The organism is Variovorax sp. 05N34, from assembly GCF_056397405.1.
The window spans coordinates 25,715-49,139 of the sequence record NZ_JBFTNI010000006.1; the positions used below are offsets into that span (position 1 = coordinate 25,715).

Annotated in this window: 14 protein-coding genes; 6 read left to right on the forward strand and 8 right to left on the reverse strand. The window is 63.1% G+C overall.

The window, feature by feature from the left end; genetic code table 11:
• Positions 1 to 45 precede the first annotated feature (45 nt).
• The 4 genes from AC1DMA_RS17200 to AC1DMA_RS17215 all read right to left on the reverse strand — a co-directional run bounded on the left by AC1DMA_RS17200 (position 46) and on the right by AC1DMA_RS17215 (position 14,199).
• Entirely contained in the window at positions 46 to 462 is a 417-nt protein-coding gene (locus tag AC1DMA_RS17200; RefSeq protein ID WP_478128002.1) for a hypothetical protein, read from the reverse strand.
• A gap of 714 nt (positions 463 to 1,176) precedes the next feature.
• The gene (locus AC1DMA_RS17205; RefSeq protein ID WP_478144963.1) at positions 1,177 to 10,854 is read right to left on the reverse strand and encodes a hemagglutinin repeat-containing protein; all 9,678 of its coding nucleotides are present in this window, start codon (positions 10,852 to 10,854) and stop codon (positions 1,177 to 1,179) included.
• A 217-nt stretch (positions 10,855 to 11,071) separates the two neighbouring features.
• On the reverse strand, positions 11,072 to 12,850 hold the full coding sequence (locus AC1DMA_RS17210) for a ShlB/FhaC/HecB family hemolysin secretion/activation protein (RefSeq protein WP_478144964.1): 1,779 nt from the start codon (positions 12,848 to 12,850) through the stop codon (positions 11,072 to 11,074).
• A 347-nt stretch (positions 12,851 to 13,197) separates the two neighbouring features.
• Positions 13,198 to 14,199: a Bug family tripartite tricarboxylate transporter substrate binding protein gene (locus tag AC1DMA_RS17215; RefSeq protein WP_478144965.1), complete on the reverse strand. Its 1,002-nt coding sequence runs from the start codon at positions 14,197 to 14,199 to the stop codon at positions 13,198 to 13,200.
• Positions 14,200 to 14,356: 157 nt separating this feature from the next.
• On the opposite strand from AC1DMA_RS17215, the gene AC1DMA_RS17220 reads away from it, so the two are divergent.
• Positions 14,357 to 15,292 (forward strand): LysR substrate-binding domain-containing protein, encoded by a 936-nt coding sequence (locus AC1DMA_RS17220; RefSeq protein WP_478144966.1) that lies wholly within the window; start codon positions 14,357 to 14,359, stop codon positions 15,290 to 15,292.
• 102 nt (positions 15,293 to 15,394) lie between these two features.
• The gene (locus tag AC1DMA_RS17225; RefSeq protein ID WP_478127997.1) at positions 15,395 to 16,468 is read left to right on the forward strand and encodes a tartrate dehydrogenase; all 1,074 of its coding nucleotides are present in this window, start codon (positions 15,395 to 15,397) and stop codon (positions 16,466 to 16,468) included.
• Positions 16,469 to 16,484: 16 nt separating this feature from the next.
• Here AC1DMA_RS17225 and AC1DMA_RS17230 read toward each other — a convergent pair whose 3' ends face one another.
• Entirely contained in the window at positions 16,485 to 16,844 is a 360-nt protein-coding gene (locus tag AC1DMA_RS17230; RefSeq protein ID WP_478127996.1) for a hypothetical protein, read from the reverse strand.
• Between the two features lie 145 nt (positions 16,845 to 16,989).
• Positions 16,990 to 17,442 carry an SET domain-containing protein gene (locus tag AC1DMA_RS17235; protein WP_478127995.1) on the reverse strand — a complete coding sequence of 151 codons (453 nt, stop codon included), beginning with the start codon at positions 17,440 to 17,442 and terminating at the stop codon, positions 16,990 to 16,992.
• A gap of 155 nt (positions 17,443 to 17,597) precedes the next feature.
• Between AC1DMA_RS17235 and AC1DMA_RS17240 the strand changes: the two genes are divergently transcribed.
• Positions 17,598 to 18,587 (forward strand): helix-hairpin-helix domain-containing protein, encoded by a 990-nt coding sequence (locus tag AC1DMA_RS17240; protein ID WP_478127994.1) that lies wholly within the window; start codon positions 17,598 to 17,600, stop codon positions 18,585 to 18,587.
• A 120-nt stretch (positions 18,588 to 18,707) separates the two neighbouring features.
• The gene (locus AC1DMA_RS17245) at positions 18,708 to 19,727 is read left to right on the forward strand and encodes a chemotaxis protein CheB (protein ID WP_478144967.1); all 1,020 of its coding nucleotides are present in this window, start codon (positions 18,708 to 18,710) and stop codon (positions 19,725 to 19,727) included.
• A gap of 49 nt (positions 19,728 to 19,776) precedes the next feature.
• Here the strand turns inward: AC1DMA_RS17245 and AC1DMA_RS17250 are convergent, their stop codons facing one another.
• Positions 19,777 to 20,892 (reverse strand): OmpA family protein, encoded by a 1,116-nt coding sequence (locus AC1DMA_RS17250; RefSeq protein WP_478144968.1) that lies wholly within the window; start codon positions 20,890 to 20,892, stop codon positions 19,777 to 19,779.
• 317 nt (positions 20,893 to 21,209) lie between these two features.
• On the opposite strand from AC1DMA_RS17250, the gene AC1DMA_RS17255 reads away from it, so the two are divergent.
• Both AC1DMA_RS17255 and AC1DMA_RS17260 read left to right on the forward strand, forming a co-directional pair.
• Positions 21,210 to 21,524 carry a hypothetical protein gene (locus AC1DMA_RS17255; RefSeq protein ID WP_478144969.1) on the forward strand — a complete coding sequence of 105 codons (315 nt, stop codon included), beginning with the start codon at positions 21,210 to 21,212 and terminating at the stop codon, positions 21,522 to 21,524.
• A gap of 25 nt (positions 21,525 to 21,549) precedes the next feature.
• A complete protein-coding gene (locus AC1DMA_RS17260) occupies positions 21,550 to 22,263 on the forward strand; it encodes a sugar transferase (RefSeq protein ID WP_478127990.1) in 714 nt (237 codons plus the stop codon).
• Between the two features lie 30 nt (positions 22,264 to 22,293).
• On the opposite strand, the gene AC1DMA_RS17265 is transcribed toward AC1DMA_RS17260, so the two are convergent.
• The gene (locus AC1DMA_RS17265) at positions 22,294 to 23,322 is read right to left on the reverse strand and encodes a LacI family DNA-binding transcriptional regulator (protein ID WP_478127989.1); all 1,029 of its coding nucleotides are present in this window, start codon (positions 23,320 to 23,322) and stop codon (positions 22,294 to 22,296) included.
• Between the last annotated feature and the right edge of the window lie 103 nt (positions 23,323 to 23,425).

Below are 23,425 nucleotides of genomic sequence, written 5' to 3' on the forward strand. Positions count from 1 at the left end.
GCAGTTCCGCGCGTCTTACGCATACATCGGCGGAGTGAGGGCCATCTATTTGCCATCCCGGTCAAGAAACCAAATTAAGCAACACGACGCACCCGAAGCTACGAGCAGAAGCTTGGGAATCCACCCGGGTTCAAGTGGAATAGCAAAAAGTCCTGCCCCGATGCCCAGCACCGCGCATCCGTAAACCACCCGTTCAGCGCGACTCTTGTGACGCGTCGAGAGGGGTGATTCTCCAAAAGCAGCATTTAGATCAATGCCCTTTTTTTCCATCGTTCTACGGGCTTCAAACTCGGTCAGAATAACCGCCCCCAAGCCGCAGAGAACGCCGCCAACTATGAATAGGAAATTTCGCATCAATGCATTGTCGAAAATTAGACCAAGGAGACCGCAAGGAATACCCAGAATCGAATAACGATAGATTATTCTCTTCAAGGCGAGGCTCCCCCAATCCATGCGTCCCATTCATCGGAATTTTTAATTACCTCGCCAATTGGCGTGGCAATAAGTTGAAAGATATGCAAATATTGATATATTCTTTTGAGACCTTCATCCACACCTAGGCCTGCAAAGAAGGAAGGAGCGTTTCTATTAAACATCACTGTGCTCGCGATGTCTGCGCCCATTCCTATGCCTGAAATTACAGCGGCGGCAGGTGTGCATCGGATGCCGCACAGCCGGCAGCACCGTATGCAGCAATAGTCGAAAAGGTACTGGCCATTTCCTTCCCCTGCGCGCGCATTTTGGCCGATATATCAAGATAGATCAGAGCTCATTTCGTAAACCAATTCCGCCCTTTTTGTTCGGTTCTTGGCGGTGAAACAACGTGCGTAAAGTCATTGTTTTCTACGTCCGAATCCATCGAAGGGTAAATTCGAATGCAAAGCTTTTGATACGCGTCAGTTGCACACAAGTCAAATAATTCGACGTCTTCGACGCCGTTGTTCATACTGTGAAGAATTTCCAACTATCCCAGGTCTCTATCTGATGGAGCCGTATCGCTTCTCTTAGAGAGCGTCCGTTCCGCTTGGATCTGCATGCCCAACACCCATCCAAGACCGAGTAGCAGCCCGCCCAAAATGAAGAGGGGATACCGAATCCATGGATGCTCGAAAAAAAACCCTAGGAAACCAAGCGTTCCGAGCTCAGAGTATTTGTGGATCACTTTTCTATGTGGACTCATGGCTTTATTTGATTTTTCAGGTCACCCAGCTCTCCTGAATTTTTAATACCCTCCGCAATCGGGGTGGTTATAAAAGTCGGAATTTTGAGATGATTCCCGATACCTATGAGGGCCTTGTCGATTCGTGAGTCGATCAACAGAGCACCAGGATTTGGGTCAAAGATAAGATCCGATGCGGCGCTTGCACCCCATGCTACGCCGCCAAGCACAGGCACGGCGGGTGCGCATATGATCGCGGCAGCGCATCCCGCACTTGCGTATGAGGCCGCCGACGAGATAGTGTTGGCCATTTCCTTCCCTTGAGCCCTCATGTGGGCTGACACATCAAGCGTCTGCCCGTTCGAATCGACCCAGCCATTTCCAATGGCATAGACGAACTGTTGGTCGCTCCGTTGAGTTCCCAGAATCGAACCATACGAAGAAGACTCTCCGGCCAAACCGCGTAGCGCCGATTTCGCATCATTCAATGCTTGCTTCCCGCCTTGGATTTCCCCAGCAATTCGCGCGCATTCGGCTGGTGAACAAGCTGTGATCGTGTCGCTTTGCTTCGCACTCAACTCGGCGTATTCCTTCAAGATCTTGTCGCGCTCCGACTGCGTTGGCGAATCGCGCAGCTTACCCATCATCTCGCGCACTTGGCCGCTCGAAAGATAGTTGTTCGCAGCTTCGTTGAATGCGCCCGCTGCACCGCCGGAACCACCCGCCGCGTACCCGACGGCGGCAGCGAGACCTGCGGTCACAGCATCCGCCGCGGCGCCCGACAGTCCCAGCTTGCCGACCGCCGCGCCGATGTTGGGAACCGTCGCCGCGCCCAGGCCGGCACCTGCTGCGCCAGCAGCGCCCCCTGCGAGGCCCCCAATCACCGCATGTCCGGCGACCCTGCAGTAACCGCCGTCACCCCAGCATGCGGCAGCTTCCGGATCGTTTCCATTTAGCGCTTCCACGAGCTTGCCATTGGCATACTCTCCCCAAGCGCTTGCGGCCTTCTGCCCGAACTCTTGCGTGATCTGCACTTGTGACTGGACGTCGTTCAGGATGGTCTGGGTGTTCCGGTCCTTCACCAACGCTCCGGTGCTGCTGGAGTCTCCGGTCCTCACGCTCTCATCGCCCGCGACTCCGCCAATGCCTGCCTTCGTGACACTCGTCTCGCTGCTGCTGGCGCTGCCGATGCCGGCGCTTCCGCCAGGACGAGAGTCGCTCTGCGCGGCATTCGTGCCCGTATCCTTCGCCGCAGATTGGTCTCCTGCTGTCATGCCAACGCGTCCGCTCATCCCATAGCCGCTGCCGTTCGAAGTGCTGTGGTTCACGAGGTCGCTGGTTGTGATGCTGGCGCTCCTGAAGCTGTTCTTTCCCGCGTCGATCGCGTCCTGCGTGCTGCTGATGACGCCGCCCTTCAGATCCGTGTTGCCCCTCACGTTGACGGCAAAGCCACCATCGCCGGCCTTGATGCCCGACTGCACGGACACACTCGCAAAATCGCCGCTGGCCTTGGCGCTCGCCGCGCTTCCGCCCACAGTACTGACGCCGTAGCAGATCGGCGGGATGCATAGGCTCACGTTCGCGCCTGAGCTGCTCTGCCTGGACACCTGACGGCTCGTGTCTTGCGGGCTTTCGATGTTCAGGTTTCCTCCCACCACAGCCGCGACGCGCTCGCCGTCGATGACGGCTCCCTTGATGTTCAGGTCACCGCCGCTCGCAACGTTGACCGCCTTGCCACCACTGACGTGCGTGCTGTTGTAGCTCAGGTCGGACGCGTCCTCTTTCCCGCGCCCCTGGCTCACCCCCAACTCAATCGTGAAACCATTCTGGCTGCCGCCCGCAAAGCCGACGCCAACACTCGCGCCGCTGCTGCTGTTGCCGCCATATTGCTCGTACGTATTCTTGCTGGCCTCCAGAGTGATGGCGTTGTCGGCCGCCAGGTTGACCGTGTTGCCCGCCGTGATCGTTGAGCCAATGGCGTGGATATTGGAGTTTTCGCCACCGCCGGTGGCGGCGATGTTGACGTTGTTCGAACCGACGATGCTGGAACCGACCGCCTCGCTGGCCTTGGTGGTGCTGCTGCTCTCGCTTTTGCCGCGGCTGACATTCACGCTGACCTTGTAGCCCACGCGCCCTCCCGTCGCCAAGCTCGCTGCGGTGTCATAGGCCTGCTTGCCCGACATCGCGAGATTGATCACGCCGAGCGCTTGCATACGGCTGTCGCTGGTCTCGTCTATTGCCTGGACCGTGCTCTTGGCGCCTCGCAGGCTGTCAGTCGAAATGCCCCCGACGCTCGCGCTTCCGCCGATCACTGTGCTGGAGTTCCGGATCACGTCGAACGACTGTGCGGTGTGGTAAGCCTCGTTGATGACGACGTTCTTGGCTAGAACGTTCACGTCTCCGCCGACTAACTCGCCAGCTTGACCTACGGCCATCACGCTGCTAGCGGTCTGGCGATAGGTATCTCCTGCTATTAGCGTCACGTTGCCCTTGAGACTCGCGACCTGGCTGCTGAACTGAGATTCGCCGCTGCCCGAGACCGCCTCCGTGCTCTTGACATTGCCAAGCGAGGGATTGGTCCGCGTGCCGATCATGCCGCTCTTGCTGTTGGCGTCGAAACTTCTGCCGGTGGTCGTGTTCTGTGCACTCTCAATGGTGAGGTTGCGCCCAGCCAGCATGATGATGTCGTTGTCCGCGACGACGGTCGTTCCCTGCAGCGTCGTGTCGCGGCCGCTTACCATTTGCAGGCTGCCTGCGGAGACGGTGGTGCCAACGGCCAGGGTGGAAGTCGTGGATTCGATGGAAGTGCTCGAACTCCCGGCAACGAACTTGGCGCCCACGTCGCCAGCGCCCAGGGAGACGCCCGTGAGCATGCCCAGACCGGTGGCTTTCTTGGTCCGCTCGCTGTAGTGCGAATCCAGGGTGACCTGGTCCGCTGTGGTGAGACTGATGTCTCGGCCCGCGACCAGGCTCATGTCCTTGTCGGAACGCAGTTGCGCGGCCTGCGCGTTGATGTCGTTGCCGGCCACCAGCGCGACGCTGTTGCCGCTCAAGCTGCTGGAAATCACGTCGGTGGTCGAGCTGCTGTTGAAGTCCGTCGCACTGGAACGCGAGAGGAGCTTCTTGGATTCCGCATGACTGTACGAGGTACTGGACTCACTGGCCTGTCCCGCCTCAATATTAATGTCGTGGCCGGCGCTGGCTACCAGCGAACCTTCGACGCTGGCGACGCTGCTGGCCCTGATATTGAGATCGTTGCCCGCTGCGAGGTGAACGTCGCCCGTGCCCTGAATCGCCGAGCCGATGTCGAGACTCTGCGACTCGGAATATCCGTTCCGCGCATTGAACACTACCGCGCTGCTGCGCGACTCCGTGACCGTGCCCAGGTTGATATTTCGTCCGGCGCCCACGCCTATTGCTCCGGCGCTGACCACTTCCGCGGCGACGAGATTGACGTCCCGGCTAGCGCTCGCGATCAGCGAACCGCCCGGGTTGGTGACGTACAGCCCCGCAATTCGGTCGATGCTGGTGAGGCTCCCGTTGGTGCCCTGCGTACTGTTGGTGGTCGTCCGAACGTTGATGTCGTTGCCCGCCACGAGCGCCAGCGAATCGCGCGCATCGACCGTGCCGCCGATGACGTTGATGTCGGCTCGGGCATCCAGCGCCACGTTGCCGCCGGAGATGCGCCCGCCCAGGTTGTTGATGTTGTCGGCGCTGATGGACACCAGCGAGCGGCCGGCGATGGTGCCGCTGTTGACCAGATCACCGGCGCCCGGCGCGCCCTTGATGATCGTTCTGTCTGCCGACAGCAGGCCACCAGAACCATCAATGTCGCCGGGCTGCACCCGGACGTAGACCTGCGGCGCGAGGACGCGCTGGGTGCTGCCGTCAGGCAGCGTCACCATCTGCTCGACCAGCCACACGATGTCGCTCGTGAGCTGCGCCATCTGCTCGGCCGTGAGGGCGACGCCCGGCGTCAGGTGATACTTCTGCGCGAAGGTCACCCCGGCGTTCATCAGCGCCACATACTGTTCCTCATCGTTGGAGAAGCCATCCAGATAGCGGTAACCGGTGAGTTGTGCCACCTGCTCGCGGATGAGCTTCTGCTCATAGAAGCCGTCACCCAGGCGCTTCTGCACGCTGTTGGGGTCGAACCCCATCGCATTGAAGAGGTAGTCGCTGCTGAGCCAGTTGCGGTAGCTCGCGAAGCGCGGATCGGTCTCGATGACATAGTTGCCGCCTGCCTGCGTGCGAAATAGACTGGCGCTGGGCACGCGCGTGTCCGGCGCGCTGGTCCGCACGACCGTGGGGACGTCGCGCGCGCTGCCGGCGGTGCCATCTGCATCGATGGCGCCTGCTGCTCCTGCACCGCTTCCGGCCGCCGATGCCGAACCCTTCACGGCGGAGGCGACCTCGATGACGGCGCCCGGTCCGCTACCGCCCGAAACGCCACCAGCTTGACCGGCAGAGCCGCCCGGCCCGTTGACGATCGACGCTGCCCCAGCGTTGTAGCCTTGGGTCGCGTTGAGGTTCTCCTTGAACTCGAATCCGCCCAGCTTGATGGAGTCGATCCGCTGCTCGATGAGGTGTGAGGGATAGTCGGTCAGGTCGTTGTTGCCACTGGTGTCGAAGCCGGAGATCGAAACGTCCCAGCCCTCGACGCGCGTGACCTTCTGCGCCGGGGACTCGTAGTTGTCCACGGGCTGGGTAGAGGTGAAGCTCCCGCCGGCGATCACCTTGCTGTCGTGGTTGCGCAGCAGGCCGTCGATGGACATGTTTCCACCGGCGACGAGTCGCGACGGCGCGCTGTCCACGACATAGTCAGTTGTTGTCGTGGTCGCGCGGTATTTCTCGATCCAGCCCCGCCCTAGCGGGGTCAGCGTGCCGTCGTCATTGATGTACCAGGTGTACCGGTCATCAGGGTCGAGGATGAAGCGTGAACGCGGTGCCTCGAACCCGCCCGTGGGGATCACGGTGTTGATGAGCGGACCACTCTCCTGGGTCTGCCCGATGACCAGATGTGTATCGAAGTTGTTGACGGTTCCTGTCGCAATGGACATGTCGCCCAGGGACTCGAAAGACGCGCTCAGGTTGTTGAGCACGCTGCCCTTGCCGATAGCCTGGCCGGCGGCATCGAGCGCACCACCGATGTACATGTCGACTGCGCTGAAGATCAGCGAGCCGTCGCGGTTGTTGATCGTGTCGGCGCCGACGTCAAGGCTGGAGCGTGCCGCGATGGTGGCGGCGGAACTCACGCCGGCGATGGTCTCCGCGTCATTGTTCAGTGTGCCAGCGCCGATCGCGACCGCATCGCCATAGATGCGTCCGGTTCCGATGTTGTTGACGGTTCCGGCATCGATTCGCGTCTGGCCGTGGCTGTCGATCAGGCCCCGGTTGTTAAGCATGCCGGCAATGATGTGCGTGTCGGCGCCGCTCATCTCGGCATTGGCGGTGTTCTCGACCGTGCTGCCACCGGCCGTGAGCGTGCCTCCCGCTAGCAACTTGCCGTTGTTGGTGAGCGTGCCGAGCGTGGTGTACGAGAGCTCGCCATTGGCGCTGACCTCACCGTCGTTCACGATGTCCTGGACCAGTGCGATGCTCAGGTCCTTGCCCGAGACGACGGTGCCGTCGCCGCTGAATTTGGCAGCGTCCAACATCAGGCTCTGGTTTGCCACGAGAGTGCCGTTGCTATTGGTGACACTCAGAGTCTTAGCGGCCGGGTTTGCCGCGTTCGGGTCGACGATGTGCAGCGTGTCGCCGGCCGAGATCAGCCCCGACGTGTTATTGAGACTGCCGCCGCTGGTGATGGTGGTGTTGACGTCGGAGCGGATGGCGCCCGAGGTGTTGTCGAGGTTACCGACAGTGATCGCAACGTTCTGACCTTCGATGCCCTGGTCCGTGCCCTGCGCGTTCGAGTTCGTGATGGTGTCGGCGCTCAGCGTCGCGGTCGCAACCGAGCGGATCAAGCCGGCCGTGTTCGCGATGTCACCCGCGCTGAGGGTTAGGTCGCCAATCGACTGGGTCTGGCCACCCGAGTTGTCGAAGGTTGCGCCATCAGTATCAATGGCAACGCTCGACTGACTGAAGACGGCGCCGCCATTGACGTTCGAGAAAGCGCCCGTGCTGGCGGTGAGTGCGTCCTTCGAGCCGATGTAGCCCGCAGTGTTATTGACGCTGCCAGAATTCAGGTCGAGCGTGCCGCCGCTGGCGATCCCGCCCTGGCCTCCTGGGTAACTCGCCGCGTTGCTGTTGCTCAGGCCTCGGCCGTTCGTGTTCACGGTCATGGCGCCGCCGGACTGGATCAGACCGGCATCGTTCATGAGCGCGCCCGAGTTCAGCCCGACGGTGGTCGCGGCGGCCAGCGTGCCTTGTACGTTCGAGAGCGCATTGCCCCGAGTATCGATATCTAGCGCGTTGCCGAAGACCTTGCCGGCCCTGTTGTCCAGGCCACCATTGGCGAGGGCGACATTGCCGCCAGCCTGCATCGTGCCACCCGCGTTCACGGTGGCGGCGACCGTCGTGACGCGCAAGTCGCCGTTGACTGCGGCGACCACGCCGCGGGTGCTGTCCAGGCTGTCCGCCGAGATCGTCGTGTCGCCGTTCCCGGCGAGCGTGCCGTCCACATTGGACACGGCGCCGGCCACGGTCGCCGTGAGATCGTCCACAGCGGTGACGCGACCGGAGTCATTCACGAGGCTCCCGGTGGCCAGGGCGAGATTGCCGCCCGCGCCGATGTCCCCCTGCGCGCTGTTGTCGAGCAGGCCGCCCGTGCTGATGCTCAGGTCGGCGGTGCCGGCCGCGCGAATCGATCCTGCCCGATTGTTTAAGCTGCCGGCCGCGATCGTGGTAGCGCCGTTGCTCGCGATGGTGGCGCCACCGCTGTTATCGATCATGCCGACGACGTCAATGCGCGTGGCATCGGATCCGGTCTGGATGATCTTGCCGCCCCGGCTGCCGAGCGACCCGGCATCGAGGGTGATCTGCTTCGCAGTGGTCGTGCCACCGTCCTGATTGAAGTGGCCGGTGACCGCGGCTACCAATGTGCCATTGCTGGTGATCTGGCCGTCGGCGCCGTCGAAGCCATTCGCCTCGATGCGTAGGGTGCCTGTACCGGCATGCTCGATCCTGCCGCTGGTGTTGGCGATGATGTTGGCCCGCAGGCTCAAGTCCTGACCGTTGGTGGCAATGCGCCCGGCGCTGTTGTCGATGGTGGCCGATGCGGCGATGGTGGTGGCGCCGGCACCGGTCTGGACGAGTTCGCCGCCGTTCGTGTTGATGATATTCGCTGCGCGCAGGTCCAATTGCCCGGCGTTCAGGGTTCCGCCCTCGTTCACCAGTGCTTGTCCTGCTGGGCCGTTGGCGGTGACGCTGAGCATGCCCGCGGTGGCGACGGTGGCTCCGCTGGTGGTCACGTCGCCTTGCGTGGCGGTGACGGCGATGTTAGCGGCGCTGGTCTGGCTTGCCGACAGATCGACGCTGGCACCAAGCAGGATGGCATTGCCCGCAGCGAGGTTCGTGCCCTCGGCGACCAGGACACCCCTGGTGCTGACGTTCAGATCGCCCGCGACACCGAGGCTGCCATCGTGCTGGACTGCAGCGCCGAGAATGCCGGTGCGCCCGCCTTGCAGGCTGGCCGCGCTCACGGTCGTGTTCCGTCCGGCCGTGATGCTACCGTCGTTGACGAGCTGTCCGGCCACCGCCACCGAGCCGTCGTTGGCACCGCGCAGGCTGCCGGCGTTGTTCAAGCTGCCCGTTGAAACGGAAAGATCCGTTGCCGCGCCGATGTTGCCGGAGTTCACCAAGCTGTTCGTGACGTTGAGCGAGAGGCCGGCTGCAGCCGAGTTCACCGAGCCGAGCGTGTTGTCCAGGGATTGGCTCTGAATCGACACGGCCTGATTGGCCGCCAGCGATCCGGAGGCGTTCTGCAGTGCGCCGGAGACAATCGCGGTCAAGGTGTCAGCGGCGGAGATCGTGCCGCGCTCGTTACTGGCCGTGCCACCGATGTTCAATGCTACGTCGCCGTTGCTCTGGATCGATCCGTCCGCGTTATTGAAGTCGCCCGTCGTGACGACAGACACACTTCCCGCATTCAGCTTGCCGCCTGCACTGTTGTCGAAGCTGCCCACGTTGGCGCTGAAGCTGTTGGCGATGCTCAGCGTTCCGCCGGCGTTCGAGAAGTTCGGCCCCGTGACAGCAAGATCGGTCACCGCGAGCGAGCCACCGGCGTTGTTCACTTGCGGTGTCTGCAGAGTGACCGCACCACCCGCGTAGATCTTGCCGCCGTCGTTCCTGATCGTGCCGTTGGCGGCGGTGATGCTCCCAGGTGAAGATGGCAGGTAGGCTGGCGCCTCCGTGGTGCCGCCCCCGTTTGCGGCTGGGGGCGTGGTGACGCCCGAGCCTCCCGCGCTGCCCGCGTTCGCGGGATCGCTGCCGCCCGCACTGCCGCTGCCCGGAGTGCCCGGCGCAGGCGCAGCAAGCGCCGGTTCGGCCCCAATCACGCCCCCCGTCGCGTTGGAAAGCGAAGGGGCTGCGATGGTCAGCGCGGCCGTGCTTGTCTGCCGGATGGTGCCCGAATTCACCACATCGGCGGCCGCGCTCGCGAGTTCGACGCGTTGGCCTTCGATGGTGCCGGAGTTGTTCAGATCGCCCTGCGTGACGACGGTGGTGCTGCCGGTGCTCAGGATCGTGCCGCTGTTCGCAAGGGCGGGAGCGCTGATGGCAGTACTTCCCTGCGACTGAAGCGAGCCCGTGTTCTCCAAACGCCCTTCGGCAGTCACGATGAGGCCGCCCACTCCCGCGCCGATGTCGCCGGCGTTGCGCACGCCAAGACCGGCCTCACTTCCGACCAAGACGATCTTGTTGGCATACATGCCGCCGAGGGCGGAGGAGTCGAGGGCGAAGGCTGGGGCCGGCCCCGCGCCCGCGGTCGGGGTGATGGCCGAGCCGTCGACGCTGATGTCGCTGGCGCCGGTGACGACCTTGAGGTCGTTGGCCCAGATGCCTGCATCGACCTGCATCGCACGGGCGTAGATCGCGGCGTAGTCAGTCTGGCTGAGGTCCAGGCCCTTGCCGTCGATGCTGATGGTTCCGCCACTCACGCGGTACCCGTCCAGGCCGCCGAAGGCATTGAATTGGGGAACGCCGGTCGTCAGCGTAGCCTTTGACGCATTGATGAAGCCGCCCCCACTGACGGAGATCCCCGCCGGGTTCGCAATGACGACCTCCGCGCGCTGGCCTGCGACTTCTACCGGTCCCCGAAGGTAGCTCGGATTCCCGGAGTTGATTTCGTTGACGATGATGCGCGCGGGGCCGGTGGCCAAATTCGGATTCCCTTGCACCCAACCGCCGAGCTGCGTCTGCACGTTCTTGCGGCTGTTGTTGAGAATCGCGCCCCGCTGCTCAATGTCAAAGCGGCTATATACGTTTCGCGAGACGCCTGCGGCGCTGGGCGTCTGGATGTTGACGAGCGGGACTCCGCTCGGAGCGGTGAGCACCGTGGGCCGCTGGTTGCCGGGTACGTTCGGGGCCCCAATGATCTGCGCCTGCGCCGAGGCGACGCCGAGCAACGCTGAGAGTGCCACACCGAGTCCCGTGGCGGTCGTCGTCGACTTGCCCGCGCTGCGGGCGGTCTCCTGCACAACCATGCGAATGCCGCGCGCGGCGTTGAAGACGATTCGGTGCAGGTTCTTGTTCATGGTTCGCTGTCGCAGGAGTCAATGGCGCGCGATGTCACGGCCGGCCTTGTATGTTTGGAGCACTGCCTTCGAGATGTGCGCCCAGTCAGGGCCACACCGAAAGCGTGCGGAGGACAGATCAACTCGGAAGGCGCGCGGACGGCAGATGCGTCTTGCCGCCTGCTGCACGCTTTGTCTGAGGTGGAAGAGAGGTGAGGTCGTGGCTGGCATGTCCTCCCTAGAAGCTGAAGTTCAGGTTGAATCCGGCCGTGACGCTGGCGGTCTGGAAGCCGTCGGGCTTGCTGATGGGCGCACCGACGAAGACGTCGTAGCTGAGCCCCTGGTACTCACCGCGCAGGCCGATCACGCCGCCGGTGAGCCGTCGCCCGATGAGTTGGTCCACGAAGAGGCCTCCGACCTCGCCGTGGTCGATGCCGGAATAGAGCTCGGCGCCGGTCGCTCCGAGCGCCCAACCGATGTCGTTTCGGACAAGCCACCCACGATCACCGAACAAGGTCAATTCGCCATCGAAGCCGCGCACGCTGAAGCGCCCGCCGATGGAGAACATGTCCTGCGGCGTGAGTGGTGTGCGATTCCACTGCGCTCGCCAGAGGCCTGAATAGCGCAGCGTCTGTCCATCGAGTTCGAAGGGCAGGTTCAGGCCCAGGTCGGCCGTGATGATTCGCATGCGGGAGGTGCCTTCGCCGAAGAGCTCCTCGGGCGCGGGGATTGCACCGAACGCACTGGTCCCGCGGCGGTAGACGAGATTGCCGTCGAGCGTGGCCGGGCCGATGAACTCTCGATGGTTCAGCCCGAGTTCCCAGCCGCCAACTGTGCGGCGCTGGACGTCGATCTGCGTGTCGTCGATGTAGTTGTGGGAGGCCCGCCGGAAGGCCTGGACACTCGCGACGGTCTTGCGGTGCTGATCGCGATAAAGCAGTCGGGAGACACTGACCCCGGCATTGCTGCTTTCACCGCTGTAGGTGTAGTCCTCAAAGGCGCCGGCCACCCTCTGGTGATAGTCGTTCTGCGATGCCGTGGCGCTGAGCAGCCAATCGTCATAAGGAACGGAGTAGTGCACGATCTGGCCGGCGGTGCCCTTGTCGGGATTCGTGAACCAGTGGCCGTCGATGCTGTGGGAGGCGTTGACGTAGAAGAGGTCATTCAAGCCGAAGGGGTTGTCGACGGAAACCGTGGCGCCCGCCTGGTAGCGGCCCGTGCCCTCAGTGCCGCTGTCATCAAGGCTCAAGGAGGCGCGCGGACGCCGGGTTTGCGCATACTTGACCACAAGATCGCTGTCACCGGGCTGCGCGTTCGCGGCACTCGAGGGCTCGATCTGGATGTCGGCCTCCGCGGCGGGCACGCGCTTGAGGTTCTCCAGACCTTGCTCGATATCACGCAGGTTGAGGAGATCGCCCATTCGCGCGGGGACGGCCGTGCGCAGGCTGGTGGGCGCGCCCCCGCCATCGAAGCGGATGGCGGCGATGCGGCCAGGAATCAGCGTGAGAGTGAGTTCGCCTTGGGTGAGGTCCTGCGAACCAGCCAACACGCGTGTGGTCACATATCCACGTGCGATGACCGCCTGTTGGATGCGGGCGAGCACGATGTTGACGCCCTCGGTGCCGAGGCACTGACCCACGGGGGAGTCGTCGCTCTGGGGGCCGGCGGTGGCGGCGAGCGCCCATTGAAAGTCGTCGGAGTTCTCGCCAGAGAGCACCATGCGATCAATGCGGAAGCACGGCGTTTCGTTGTCTGGCAGCCGCTGTGTTTTCGTAGCTGCTTGACGAGGAAGGCGTGCGTCCACCGCGCGTTCCTGCTGTTCGCGCAGCGCGCGCTCGCGTTCTTGCTGGCGCTGCTCCTCGATGACGGGACGAGGTGTCGATGCGATCTGTGCGTGAACCGCGAACGACGCGGCCAGCCCCGTCACGAGGAGGGGCGAGAGTGCAGGAACTGAGAGTTTCGGAACGCGGCGAGCAGCCACCGTGGGACGCGCCCACCGGCGGGAAAGAAAGGCCATTGTTTTGTTGCCGCGTCGGAGGGCGCGGATATCAGCTTCTTGGCGCGCAGAAATAGCGGACGCCTCTTGCCGATCAGTCTAGGGATGGCTGCGACAAAGCAGCCCATCAGACTCGTCTGAATGTGCAATGGAAATCTCTTACGCGCGCTGCGAAGCGCTATCCGCCGAACGAGAGTCGAACAGCTGGTCTGTGACGTGCCGGCCTGCTGGGCGATAGCCAACTCTTGTGATCCGAGAACATCGGCGCGGCGCGTTGCTGCGCTCGGACGCTGGCGACAGCGCGTGTCAGCCATTGCCCGTGAGGAGGATGCCGCCACGAGGGCGGGGCCTAGAGACGCACTCTGCTGTCAGTCGATCGTGATGTTGCTGCCCTTCACCAGCTTCGCGAACTTGTCTGTCTCTTCCGCAATTTGCCTCGCCATTTCCTGCTGGGAATTGCCCACAGGTTCGGCGCCGATCTTGGCCATCTGTGCCTTGAACTCGGGTGAGTGAATGATCTTTACCATCTCGGACGCCAGTCGCGCCTGAACGTCCTTGGGGGTACCAACTGGCGCCAACACGCCGAACCAGGTGCCGATGTCGAAGCCCTTCAACCCTGCTTCATCGAGCGTCGGCACGTCGGGCAAAGCGCTAGAGCGTTTCGCCGTAGTGACCGCAAGAGGCCGCAGCTTTCCGGCCTGGATGTGCGGCAGCACTGGCGTCACCGTGTCGAACGACATCGCCACCTGCCCGCCCAGCAGGTCGACAGTCAGGGGTCCGCTCCCCTTGTAAGGTACATGCAGCATCTTGATGCCGGTCTCGTTCTGGAACTGCGTGCCAATGAGGTGCTGCGCGGTGCCATTGCCGTTCGAGCCATAGGGCAGAGGTTCCTTGGCGGACTTGGCCAACGCAATCAGTCCGGCGACGTCCTTGGCGGGCGATGCGCTGCTGACGACCAGGACATTGGGCACCATCGCGATGGTGGTGAGCGGCGCGAAATCCTTCTGGAAGTCGTATGGCAGCTTCTTGTAGACGCTGGTCGCGATGGTGTGGTGCACCGCGCCCACGAGCAATGTGTAGCCGTTGGGCTGAGACTTGGCTACGTAGTCAGCGCCCAGGGTCGCGCCTGCACCCGGCTTGCTCTCCACGATCACGGCTTGCCCGAGCGCCTTGCCAAGCGGATCGGCCAGTGCACGCGCCAGCACGTCGGTGGTACCTCCCGCTGGGAAGGGCACGATCAGGCTGATCGTCTTCGAAGGCCAGGTCTGCGCTTGAGCGAATCCAGAGCTCAGGCAAAGGGTGGCAGTAGCTAGCGACAAAAAGGCGCGGCGCCTGCTGCATGGCGCGCCTTGCCGGCTGAGATTGAACATGGGTGTCTCCTGCTTTGGTGGATTTCGACAGGCCGCCAGCGAGCCCGGCCCGGGAGGTCTGACTCTAGACAGCGAGACGCCGGCATGAGCGACATGAAAGGAAAACCGGTTTTAACCTGGAGTTAACCTGCCCCTTCAAGGCAGCGAGAATCGCGAAATGTCAAAACGCATTCAGCCGTCGGACCTGTCTTTCTTTGCGACTCTCGCATCGGCGGGTAGCCTGAGCGCCGCCGGGCGAGAACTTGGAATCTCCACAGCCGCCATCAGCAAGCACCTGGCGTCGATGGAAACGCGGCTCGGGTTCTCGCTGGTCAACCGATCCACTCGCCGCATGGGCCTGACGCCCGAAGGTGAAATCTATCTGGAGCATTCGAAGCGCATCCTCGCTGGCGTGGACGAACTGGAGCAGGCACTGGGCGCGAGCAAGGCCCAGCCCAGGGGGCTGTTGCGTGTCAACGCCACCCTGGGCTTCGGGCGCAGTCATGTGGCGCCTCTCATCTCAAGGTTCACGAAGGGCCATCCAGAGGTCGAGGTGCAACTTCAACTTTCCGTCGGACCGCCTGCCCTGACGGAGGACGCATACGACGTCTGCATCCGCTTTGGAGCGCCGCCGGATACGCGCGTCGTCGCCCGAAAGCTCGCAGAGAACAGACGCCTGCTTTGCGCGTCTCCTGCCTACCTGGCGCGGCGCGGAATGCCAATGTCGCCGAACGACCTTCTCCGGCACAACTGCATCACCATTCGCCAGGGCGACGAGGGCTACGGCGTATGGCGCCTGACCCCCAGCAAGGGTCGTCGGCCAGAGGCGCAAGTCATCAAGGTGCGGGGAAACCTGACGAGCAACGACGGGGAGATTGCCGTCAATTGGGCACTCGACGGCCATGGCATCGTGATGCGCGCCGAATGGGACGTGGGCCGCTACCTGCAAAGCGGTCGGCTCGTCCACGTCCTGCCTCAGTACGACACGTCCGATGCCGACATCTATGCGGTGTACCCAAGGAATCAGCACTCCTTTGCCAGAGTGCGCGCCTTCGTGGACTTCATCGCCGACTCCTTCGCTCAATGGCAGGCCAGCGGGCGAACGTTTCGCTGAGGGATCATTGACTTCAGGTTAAGACCGGTTTGAACCTGACGCCACTTGCGCGGCGCCTGAGTCCCTACAGTTCAATGCTCCCATCATCGAGGTCCAAAGAACATGAAGGTCTACAAGATTGCAACCATTCCGGGAGACGGGATCGGCAAGGAGGTCGTCCCGGCAGGCCAGAAGGTGCTCGAGAAACTGGCCGCCCGCAGCGACAAGTTCGCCTTCGAGTTTGAAACGTTCGCCTGGGGCGGCGACTACTACCGAGAGCACGGAGCCATGATGCCGGACGACGGCCTGGACTCCCTGCGCGACAAGGACGCCATCTTGTTCGGTTCGGCGGGCGATCCGGACATTCCTGACCACATCACGCTGTGGGGCCTTCGCCTGAAGATCTGCCAGGGCTTTGACCAGTACGCCAATGTGCGACCGACCCGCATCCTCCCGGGCATCGACGCGCCACTGAAGCGATGCAAGTCAGAAGACCTCGATTGGGTCATCGTCCGCGAGAATTCGGAGGGCGAATACTCCGGCGTCGGCGGCCGGGCGCATCAGGGGCATCCCATCGAAGTCGCCACGGACGTTTCAATGATGACGCGGGCGGGCGTCGAGCGCATCCTGCGGTTTGCGTTCCGGCTGGCGCAGTCCCGCCCACGCAAGCAACTCACCGTGGTCACCAAGAGCAACGCACAACGTCACGCGATGGTCATGTGGGATGAGATTGCCAATGAGGTGGCTGCCGAGTTTCCAGCCGTGAAGTGGGACAAGGAACTCGTCGATGCGATGACTGCGCGCATGGTGAACAAGCCGGCTTCGCTCGACACCATCGTCGCCACGAACTTGCATGCCGACATCCTCAGCGACCTCGCAGCCGCTTTGGCGGGAAGTCTCGGGATCGCGCCGACAGGCAATATCGACCCTGAACGCCGCTACCCGTCGATGTTCGAACCCATCCATGGCTCCGCGTTCGACATCATGGGAAAGGGCTTGGCAAACCCGGTCGGCACCTTCTGGTCCGTGGTGATGCTCTTGGAGCACTTGGGCGAGCAAGACGCAGCCGATCGATTGATGGCCGTCATCGAACAGGTCACTGCCCAGCCCTCCTTGCACACCAGGGATCTCGGCGGCAAAGCGACGACGGCTCAGGTCACGGAGGCGGTTTGCAGCCTCTTGAGCCAGGAGACATGAAATACCGCGCCCTCGTCTACTGCGTCACCGCATCCGCGGGCGGTGCCGAACCCGCCGGCGGAACGATGACGGCGCGGCCGTCGTCCGATGTGTAGGTGGTGCTCGAATCGGTGCCCTCGCGCGACGAACCGTAAGGCGTCACGACAGTGGACCGGTCCTCGGTCTGCGAGTTGCCCGAGCTTCCCTGTTGCGCACGCTGCAGCGCGAGGCCGGCATCGCGGATGCACGCGTCCCGCTCCGGACGCGGCAGCGTGCCGTCGTTGCAGCGCGCGATAAGACTGTCATAGCTGTCCGACTGCGCCGCCGCCATCGTCGTCCATCCCGCCAAAATGGCAGTCGATGCGGCGCACAGCCCGAGAATGAACTTCGAACCCATGCTGGCCTCCTGAAGATAGCGCTCGCGCGTGTCGCATACGTCATGCGGCCTGTGAGCAGAGCGGTCCCATTCTCGATCTGTCGCCGACGGCCGTAAATCCCGGCCCACACGTATCCGCACGTACGTGGCAAGGTGTGTAGAGAACTCAAGCTGCGTCTTCAGGCGCAAGCATCGTGCCCCGGCAATTGGACGAGCCGCAATGGCAGAGATAGTTCGATGCCGGCGAACCGTCGTCCGCCGTCAGGCAGTAGTCGATGAAGAGTTCGTCCCCTGCCTCCACCGGCACGAGCGTCTGGAACTTCAGCACCAATTGCCCGGCGTCGTCGTATTCCTCGACCGCTTCACAGTTGGGATCGCATGCGTGATTCAGGTGACGGGTGCCGTTGCCGCCCTTGCCACCGTCGATCGTTTCGTGATTCGACAAGGCAAACAGATAGGTGAGCTGGTCGTCCCAATCCTTGGCTGCGATTTCCTCGGGCGAGTAGCGCCGGCCTTCATAGAGGCCCAGCAATGCGAAGGCCGGCAGCGACCGCGTGGCGAAAGCACCCAGTCCATGCACACCGCTGGGACCGACCCTGATGGAGGGGGTGCTATTCATCCGATTTTGTCGCTTTGCCATCGTCGGGAATTGTAGAGGTCACGCGCATTGGCACCAAAGTGCAATTGCGGACACCGGCGACCTACGGCCAAACTAAGGTCCATGCCATACGTAGTTTTCCGTAAAGGACGTTCCGATCCGGAGCGGAGGCGGCAATGACCCGCCAAATCCGAACGATCAACGACTTGGCGCAGTTGCCTGACGAAGAGTTGCGGGCCTGCCTGGGTGCCCTGCGCTCCGCGATACTGGAGGCAAGGCGCAGCCATGCCATTGCCGTCAGGGAACGCGTGATCAGCGCGGAAACGCCGTTTCACTTCCCGCACTTCAACTGGCACCCGAAGCCGTCCCTGCCGCTGGACGCCCCCCTCGGACTCGGCCGCGAGACACCCATCGATGAGATTCCATTGCGAACGGATGTTCGCAAAGTATTGACGTCGCGGAGCATCTACTGCATCGAGGATCTCTCTGCCATCAGCGAATGGGAATTGATGGCCCAGGGCTCCATTGGCTCCAACACTCTCTCGCGTCTGCGAAACGCATTGGCACAAGTGGGATTGGAGTTCCTCCCCAATCCGAACCAAAGACAACGAGCCATTGAGCAAAGCAAGGCAGTGCTTGCACTTTCCAGCGAGGCACGGTCATCGGCGCTTCGTGGCCTCAGGGATTCCGCTTCGGTTTCTTCGTTGGGGCTCAGGGTGTCGACGCTCGAGCGTGCGCTGGACCATTGCCACTCCACGGTCGGCGACCTGCGCAAGCTCTCGCTGGACTTGCTTTGCGAGAGCTACGGCAAACGCGAGGCGCGCGAAATCTACGATGCGCTGTTGCTGACCGGCCGCCCGTTCGCATGTTCGGTCTCGCACATCGAGCTTTGGCGTCGAGGCTTGATCGAGACCAAGGAGCTCGTCGCGCCCACCACTGCCGACACGCCCATCGGGGAATTGCGGCCGTGGCTGGGTGCTTCGGTGGATTTCCTTGCCGCCCGCGGCATCCAGACATTGGGTGCACTGCGCAGCGCCGCTTCGCGCGACGATGTCAGATCGATCCGAGGAATCGGCTCGGCTGCCGCGGAACGCATCAGCGGATTTCTTGGCGCGTACGTCGTCAAGCAGCCCTATCGCCGGACGCCCGCGCTCCAACGCAACTGAACTGGCGCGGCGACTGCTTTCCTGGAGGCCGGCATTTGGTTTCAGGGGCAAGGGCTGCCGTCTTACAAGACATGCCGCCATCTCCATCTAGGTTGGTCTCGTGGCTATCTTTGCGAAGACATGACGAGTCCGCCTCCCCTTCCATCGTTCATCTGCGTCGGGGCCTCGGCCGGTGGCGTGAAAGCCATGCTCGGGCTGGCCGCTGCCTTGCGCGAGGACTTTCCCGCGCCGATTTTTTTCGTCCGGCACATCGGCGCACATCGCAGCCATCTGCCGGATCTGCTGAACAGCCGTGGGCCGAATCGGGCGGTCGAGCCGAGAGACGGCGAAGTACCGGTGGGCGGCAAAATCTATGTCGCCCCGCCCGACCAGCACATGATCTTGCAGGATGGGTTGATTCGACTGAACCGTGGGCCCAAGGAACACCACGCCCGGCCCGCCATTGATCCGTTGTTCCGTTCTGCCGCTCTGGAGTGCGGTCCGCGCGCCGTGGGAGTGGTGCTCACTGGCATGCTCGACGATGGCAGCGCGGGACTTTGCGCCATCAAGGATTGCGGCGGCATCGCCATCGTGCAGGACCCGGCCGACGCCTTCGAGCCCAGCATGCCCCGCGCCGCCATGGCAGCGTTGCAGCCTGATCATGTGTTGCCGCTCTCGGCAATGCCCGACCTTTTGCTTCATCTGGCACAGCAGCACATGAGCACCGCGACCACGCACGAAGCGCCCGAGGGCCTGCGGCGCGAACACGCAGTCAGCCTGGGAGAGCACAGATTGGAAAACCTGAAAACCATTGCCGAAGCGTCCACTTTCAGTTGCCCGGATTGCGGCGGTGTGTTGTTCGAGCTCAACGACAAGCATCCGGTGCGCTATCGCTGTCACACCGGCCACGCCTTCAGCTTGCGGACACTGGCGGCGTCGCAGGAGATGGTCACCGACGCAGCGCTTTGGACCGGCCTGCGCGCGCTGCAGGAGAAGGAAAGCATCCTTTGCCGTCTGGCCCAAGCGCAGGGTGCGCACGCATCCACTTCTGCTTCCGCGCAAGCGTTTCTGCACGAGGCCGACGAGCTGTCGGAAATGATCGCCGCATTGCACAAGCTGACGATGAAGGCGCCCAGTCCCGCGGACTTCAACGCGCAATAGCGGGCCGGGCTGACAAAGCAGAAAGCGCGACCCGCAGACGCTGCACTCGTCAAGAGTTCTGTTCGCCCGTGGCGCGGATATCCACGCGCCGGTTCGGCTCGAAGCAGGCGATGAGCGCGGTGCGGTTCCTCGCCTTGCCTTGCGCCCGGCACTCGGCTTCAGTGATCTTGAGCTCCGACGGACCCCGGCCTTCGGTTTGGATGATGTTGGCCGGCACGCCGTTGGCGACCAGGTAATCACGCACCGAGTTGGCACGTGCCACTGACAGGCGCTGGTTGAACTCGAGGCTGCCGATCGGGTCGGTGTGCCCGACGATGGAGATCGAGCGCAGCCGGATGCCGGAGGACCTGAGCTCCTGCAGCGTGCTGTCGATGCGCGCGCGGCCGGCCGGAGTCAAGTCCGACTTGGCAAAGGCGAAGGTGCCATCGGCCTTGAGTTCGAAGTTGCGCGCGGCCGGAGGTGGAGGCGGCGGTGGAGGCGGCGGCATCACTGCGGGCGGCGGCGCCGGCGGCCGCGCCTGCGCCACGACAGGCGGCGGGCCGAACGGGATCTGCAAGCCCACGGTGAACATCCAGTCGTTCATCTGCTGTCGGCTTGCCAGCCTGACGTTGCTGGCGTTGTCGACATAGCGGTAGCGTGCATCGGCCATCAGGCGGCCCCAGGACGAAAACGGCCAGACCACGCCCAGCCCCGCATTGGCGGTGAAGCTGGTATGGCTGCTGCTGCTGGCGAACAAGGTGTCGACCTTGTTGTCGAGCGCGCCGATACCGCCAACGACATAGGGCTGCACGCTGTTGGACTGCCAGCGATTGATCCCCTGCCGGCCCAGGAAGAACCACTGCGCATCGAGCGTGCCGCTGAGGTTCTTGTACTTGTCGCGGGTGTTGAAGACGCCGAACGCAGTGCCGAACTTGCTATCGAGCTCCTCGTACTGGATGCGCGCCTCGATGTTCCAGTAGGGGTTGATCGGCTTGCCGATCGAGACGCCTCCGCCCCAGCCGTTCTTGGCATTCCAGTTGTCGTCTGGATGCACGTAGGTGCCGAATGGCGTGATGTACCAGCGGTTGTCGAAGTACTGGTCCGGCGCGAAGCTGGTCTGCGCCAGGCAGGCCCCGCTCGGGATGGCAAGTACACAGCTGATTGCGAAAGCGCGTCGATCGAACATGAAAGCCTCACTGGGTTGATGTTGATGAGAAGCTTTGCCGGAGCAGGTGACGCGAAGGAATGGATGCAGCGCTCACTTGCTACTCGCATACGCGCTACGGAGTCTGTGCCTATGGCCGCCGGTATTCAATGCCCGCGTGGATTTTTAGCACGCTTGAGTTGCCGCTTGGCAACGTGCGCTGGGACAAAAGCATCCGGCGCTGTCTTACAAAGCCGCCGGGCCGGCGTAGTAACAAGAGTCTCCGCGTGTGCTTTTTTCGAGTCGGGCGCTCGTCGCCGGACTTCGCTTTGCAATGGTGACCACGGAATTCAACTCGAGTGCATTCGCTGTCCGCCATGACGAAGTTCTGCGAGTCCTGCCACACCGCCAATCCCGACCGCGCGCGCTACTGTCGCGGTTGCGCAGGCAAGTTCAGCGGCATTCGCACGGCCGCGAACGTCGTCGAAGGCTCCTCGCCTGCGGCGGCGCCGCATGAAGCGGCTAGTTACGACTCTGCCGCGCCGAAGTCTCACAATGACAAGGGGCACAAGGGCGACAAGGGTGGCCAGCAGGCACGGCCTTCGCTTTTTTTCAATGTGGTTCTGCTCATGGCGGCATTGCTGTTCTGGTATTGGGCGCTTGCCGGCCGCTGAACCGCCATTCCCCAAGAGGCCGTTCATGCCCCCTGCCCATCCCTACGCGCGACGCGACGTGCCAAGCTGGGTGCACGCGAGCAGCGCTTCTTCAGAGGCCTTCCCGGAGCCGTATTGCCTCACGCCCGCTCAGCGCACAGTCAAGCGCTCGGTGGACATCGTCGGGGCCTTGGCCTTCTTCGTGATGCTCGGTCCGCTCTACCTGCTCGTTGCAGCCGTCGTGCTCGTCGGAATGGGAAGGCCGGTGCACTATGGGCAGGTTCGGCTGGGTCAGGACGGTCGACCGTTTCGTTGCTACAAGTTCCGCACGATGGTGAGAGGAGCGAACAAGGTCCTCGCGCTTCACCTGGAGCAGAACCCTGCCGCGCGGGCGCGCTGGAACGAGTTCCAGAAGCTGGACGACGATCCTCGCGTCACGCGCGTCGGACGCGTGATCAGAAGGCTGAGCCTGGACGAACTGCCGCAGTTCTTCAACGTGCTCAAGGGCGACATGAGCCTCGTGGGCCCGCGGCCTTGCATGGTGCGCCAGCGCAGTCTGTACGGACTCGGCTGGCCGCACTACTGCCAGATGCGACCCGGCATCACCGGCCTTTGGCAGGTGAGCGGGCGCAATCGCCTGCCCTATTCCGAGCGTGTGGCGCTGGATGCCCGCTATGCCTCCGAGTGGTCGCTCAGGCTCGATGCAAAAATTCTTGTGCGCACGGTCTGGGTCGTGCTGAGTGGGGACGGATCGTCTTGAATGGCTGCGCGCGGTCGACCAGACCGGGCGTCATGGATTGCGGGATGACGACTGCCGAAGCACCAACTGCGCCGTCGGCCCCGCGACCGAACGGCGCTCCGTTTCGCCTCGCAGATGGTCGAACAGCAAGTCGATCGCCTGATGCGCGACTTCATCGAGATGCAGGTCCACCGCCGTAAGAGGCGGCTCGCAGGTGCGGGCACGCAGGCCGTCGTATCGCGTGACCACCATCACATCGTCGGGAATGCGCCGGCCGGCCGCGCGGATTGCCTTCACCGCGCCAACAGCGAATGCATCCACTGGCACACAGAAAGCGTCGATCTCCGCGTGTGCAGCCAGGAGCGAGCGCGCCATCTCCCAGCCCCCGTCCTCACCCTGGGCCTCATCTGCCATGCCGAACAGCAAGGGCTGCGGGTGCTCGGTGATGAACTCGTCGTACGCGGCTCGCGCCTGAACATAGGAATTGCGCTGCGCCGAGCCCAGGATCATCGCGACGCGTCGCGCGCCCTGTGCATGCAGGTGCTCGAGCAGAAGCCGAGTCGTCGCCTTCGAATGAATGTCCACGTGCGGCGCAGTCTCGGACATTCCGTAGGGCTTGCCGATAGTCACGACCGGCAGGCCCCGGCGCGCAAGGTAGTCCAGGTTGGCGTCGCCGGCGGACGGCTCGATGACCAGCGCACCATCGACCTCCAGCAACTCGAGCGGAACCCTGCCGGTTTCCATCGGCGGCGCCAGAACGAGTGCAAGGTTGCGGTGGAGGGCCGCAGCGGCTGCGACTGCGGCGATTTCCATCATGAACCCCAAGCGCGAAGGACCGCCCGCGACGGCGAACGGCATGGAGGACAGCAGCACGATCATGTGCGCCTCGCCTGTTCGCAAGCGCTGCGCGTGCCTGTTGGGCCGATAGCCGAGCTTCAGGGCCGCCTTTTCGACGCGCACCCGCGTGTCGGCGTCGACTTGCCCGCGGCCATTGAGCGCATGAGAAACGGTGGTCGGCGACACCCCCGCTTCGCGCGCAACGTCCTTGATGTTGACCTTGCGAAGAGTGCTCGGAATCATCCATTGACCTTTTTCAAAGACAGTGATTGAATTCCCCAAATCGTTTTGGGAATCCTCCTGAAATGTACTTCAGCCCGCCACTGGCGGATTTTTTTGCACCGTC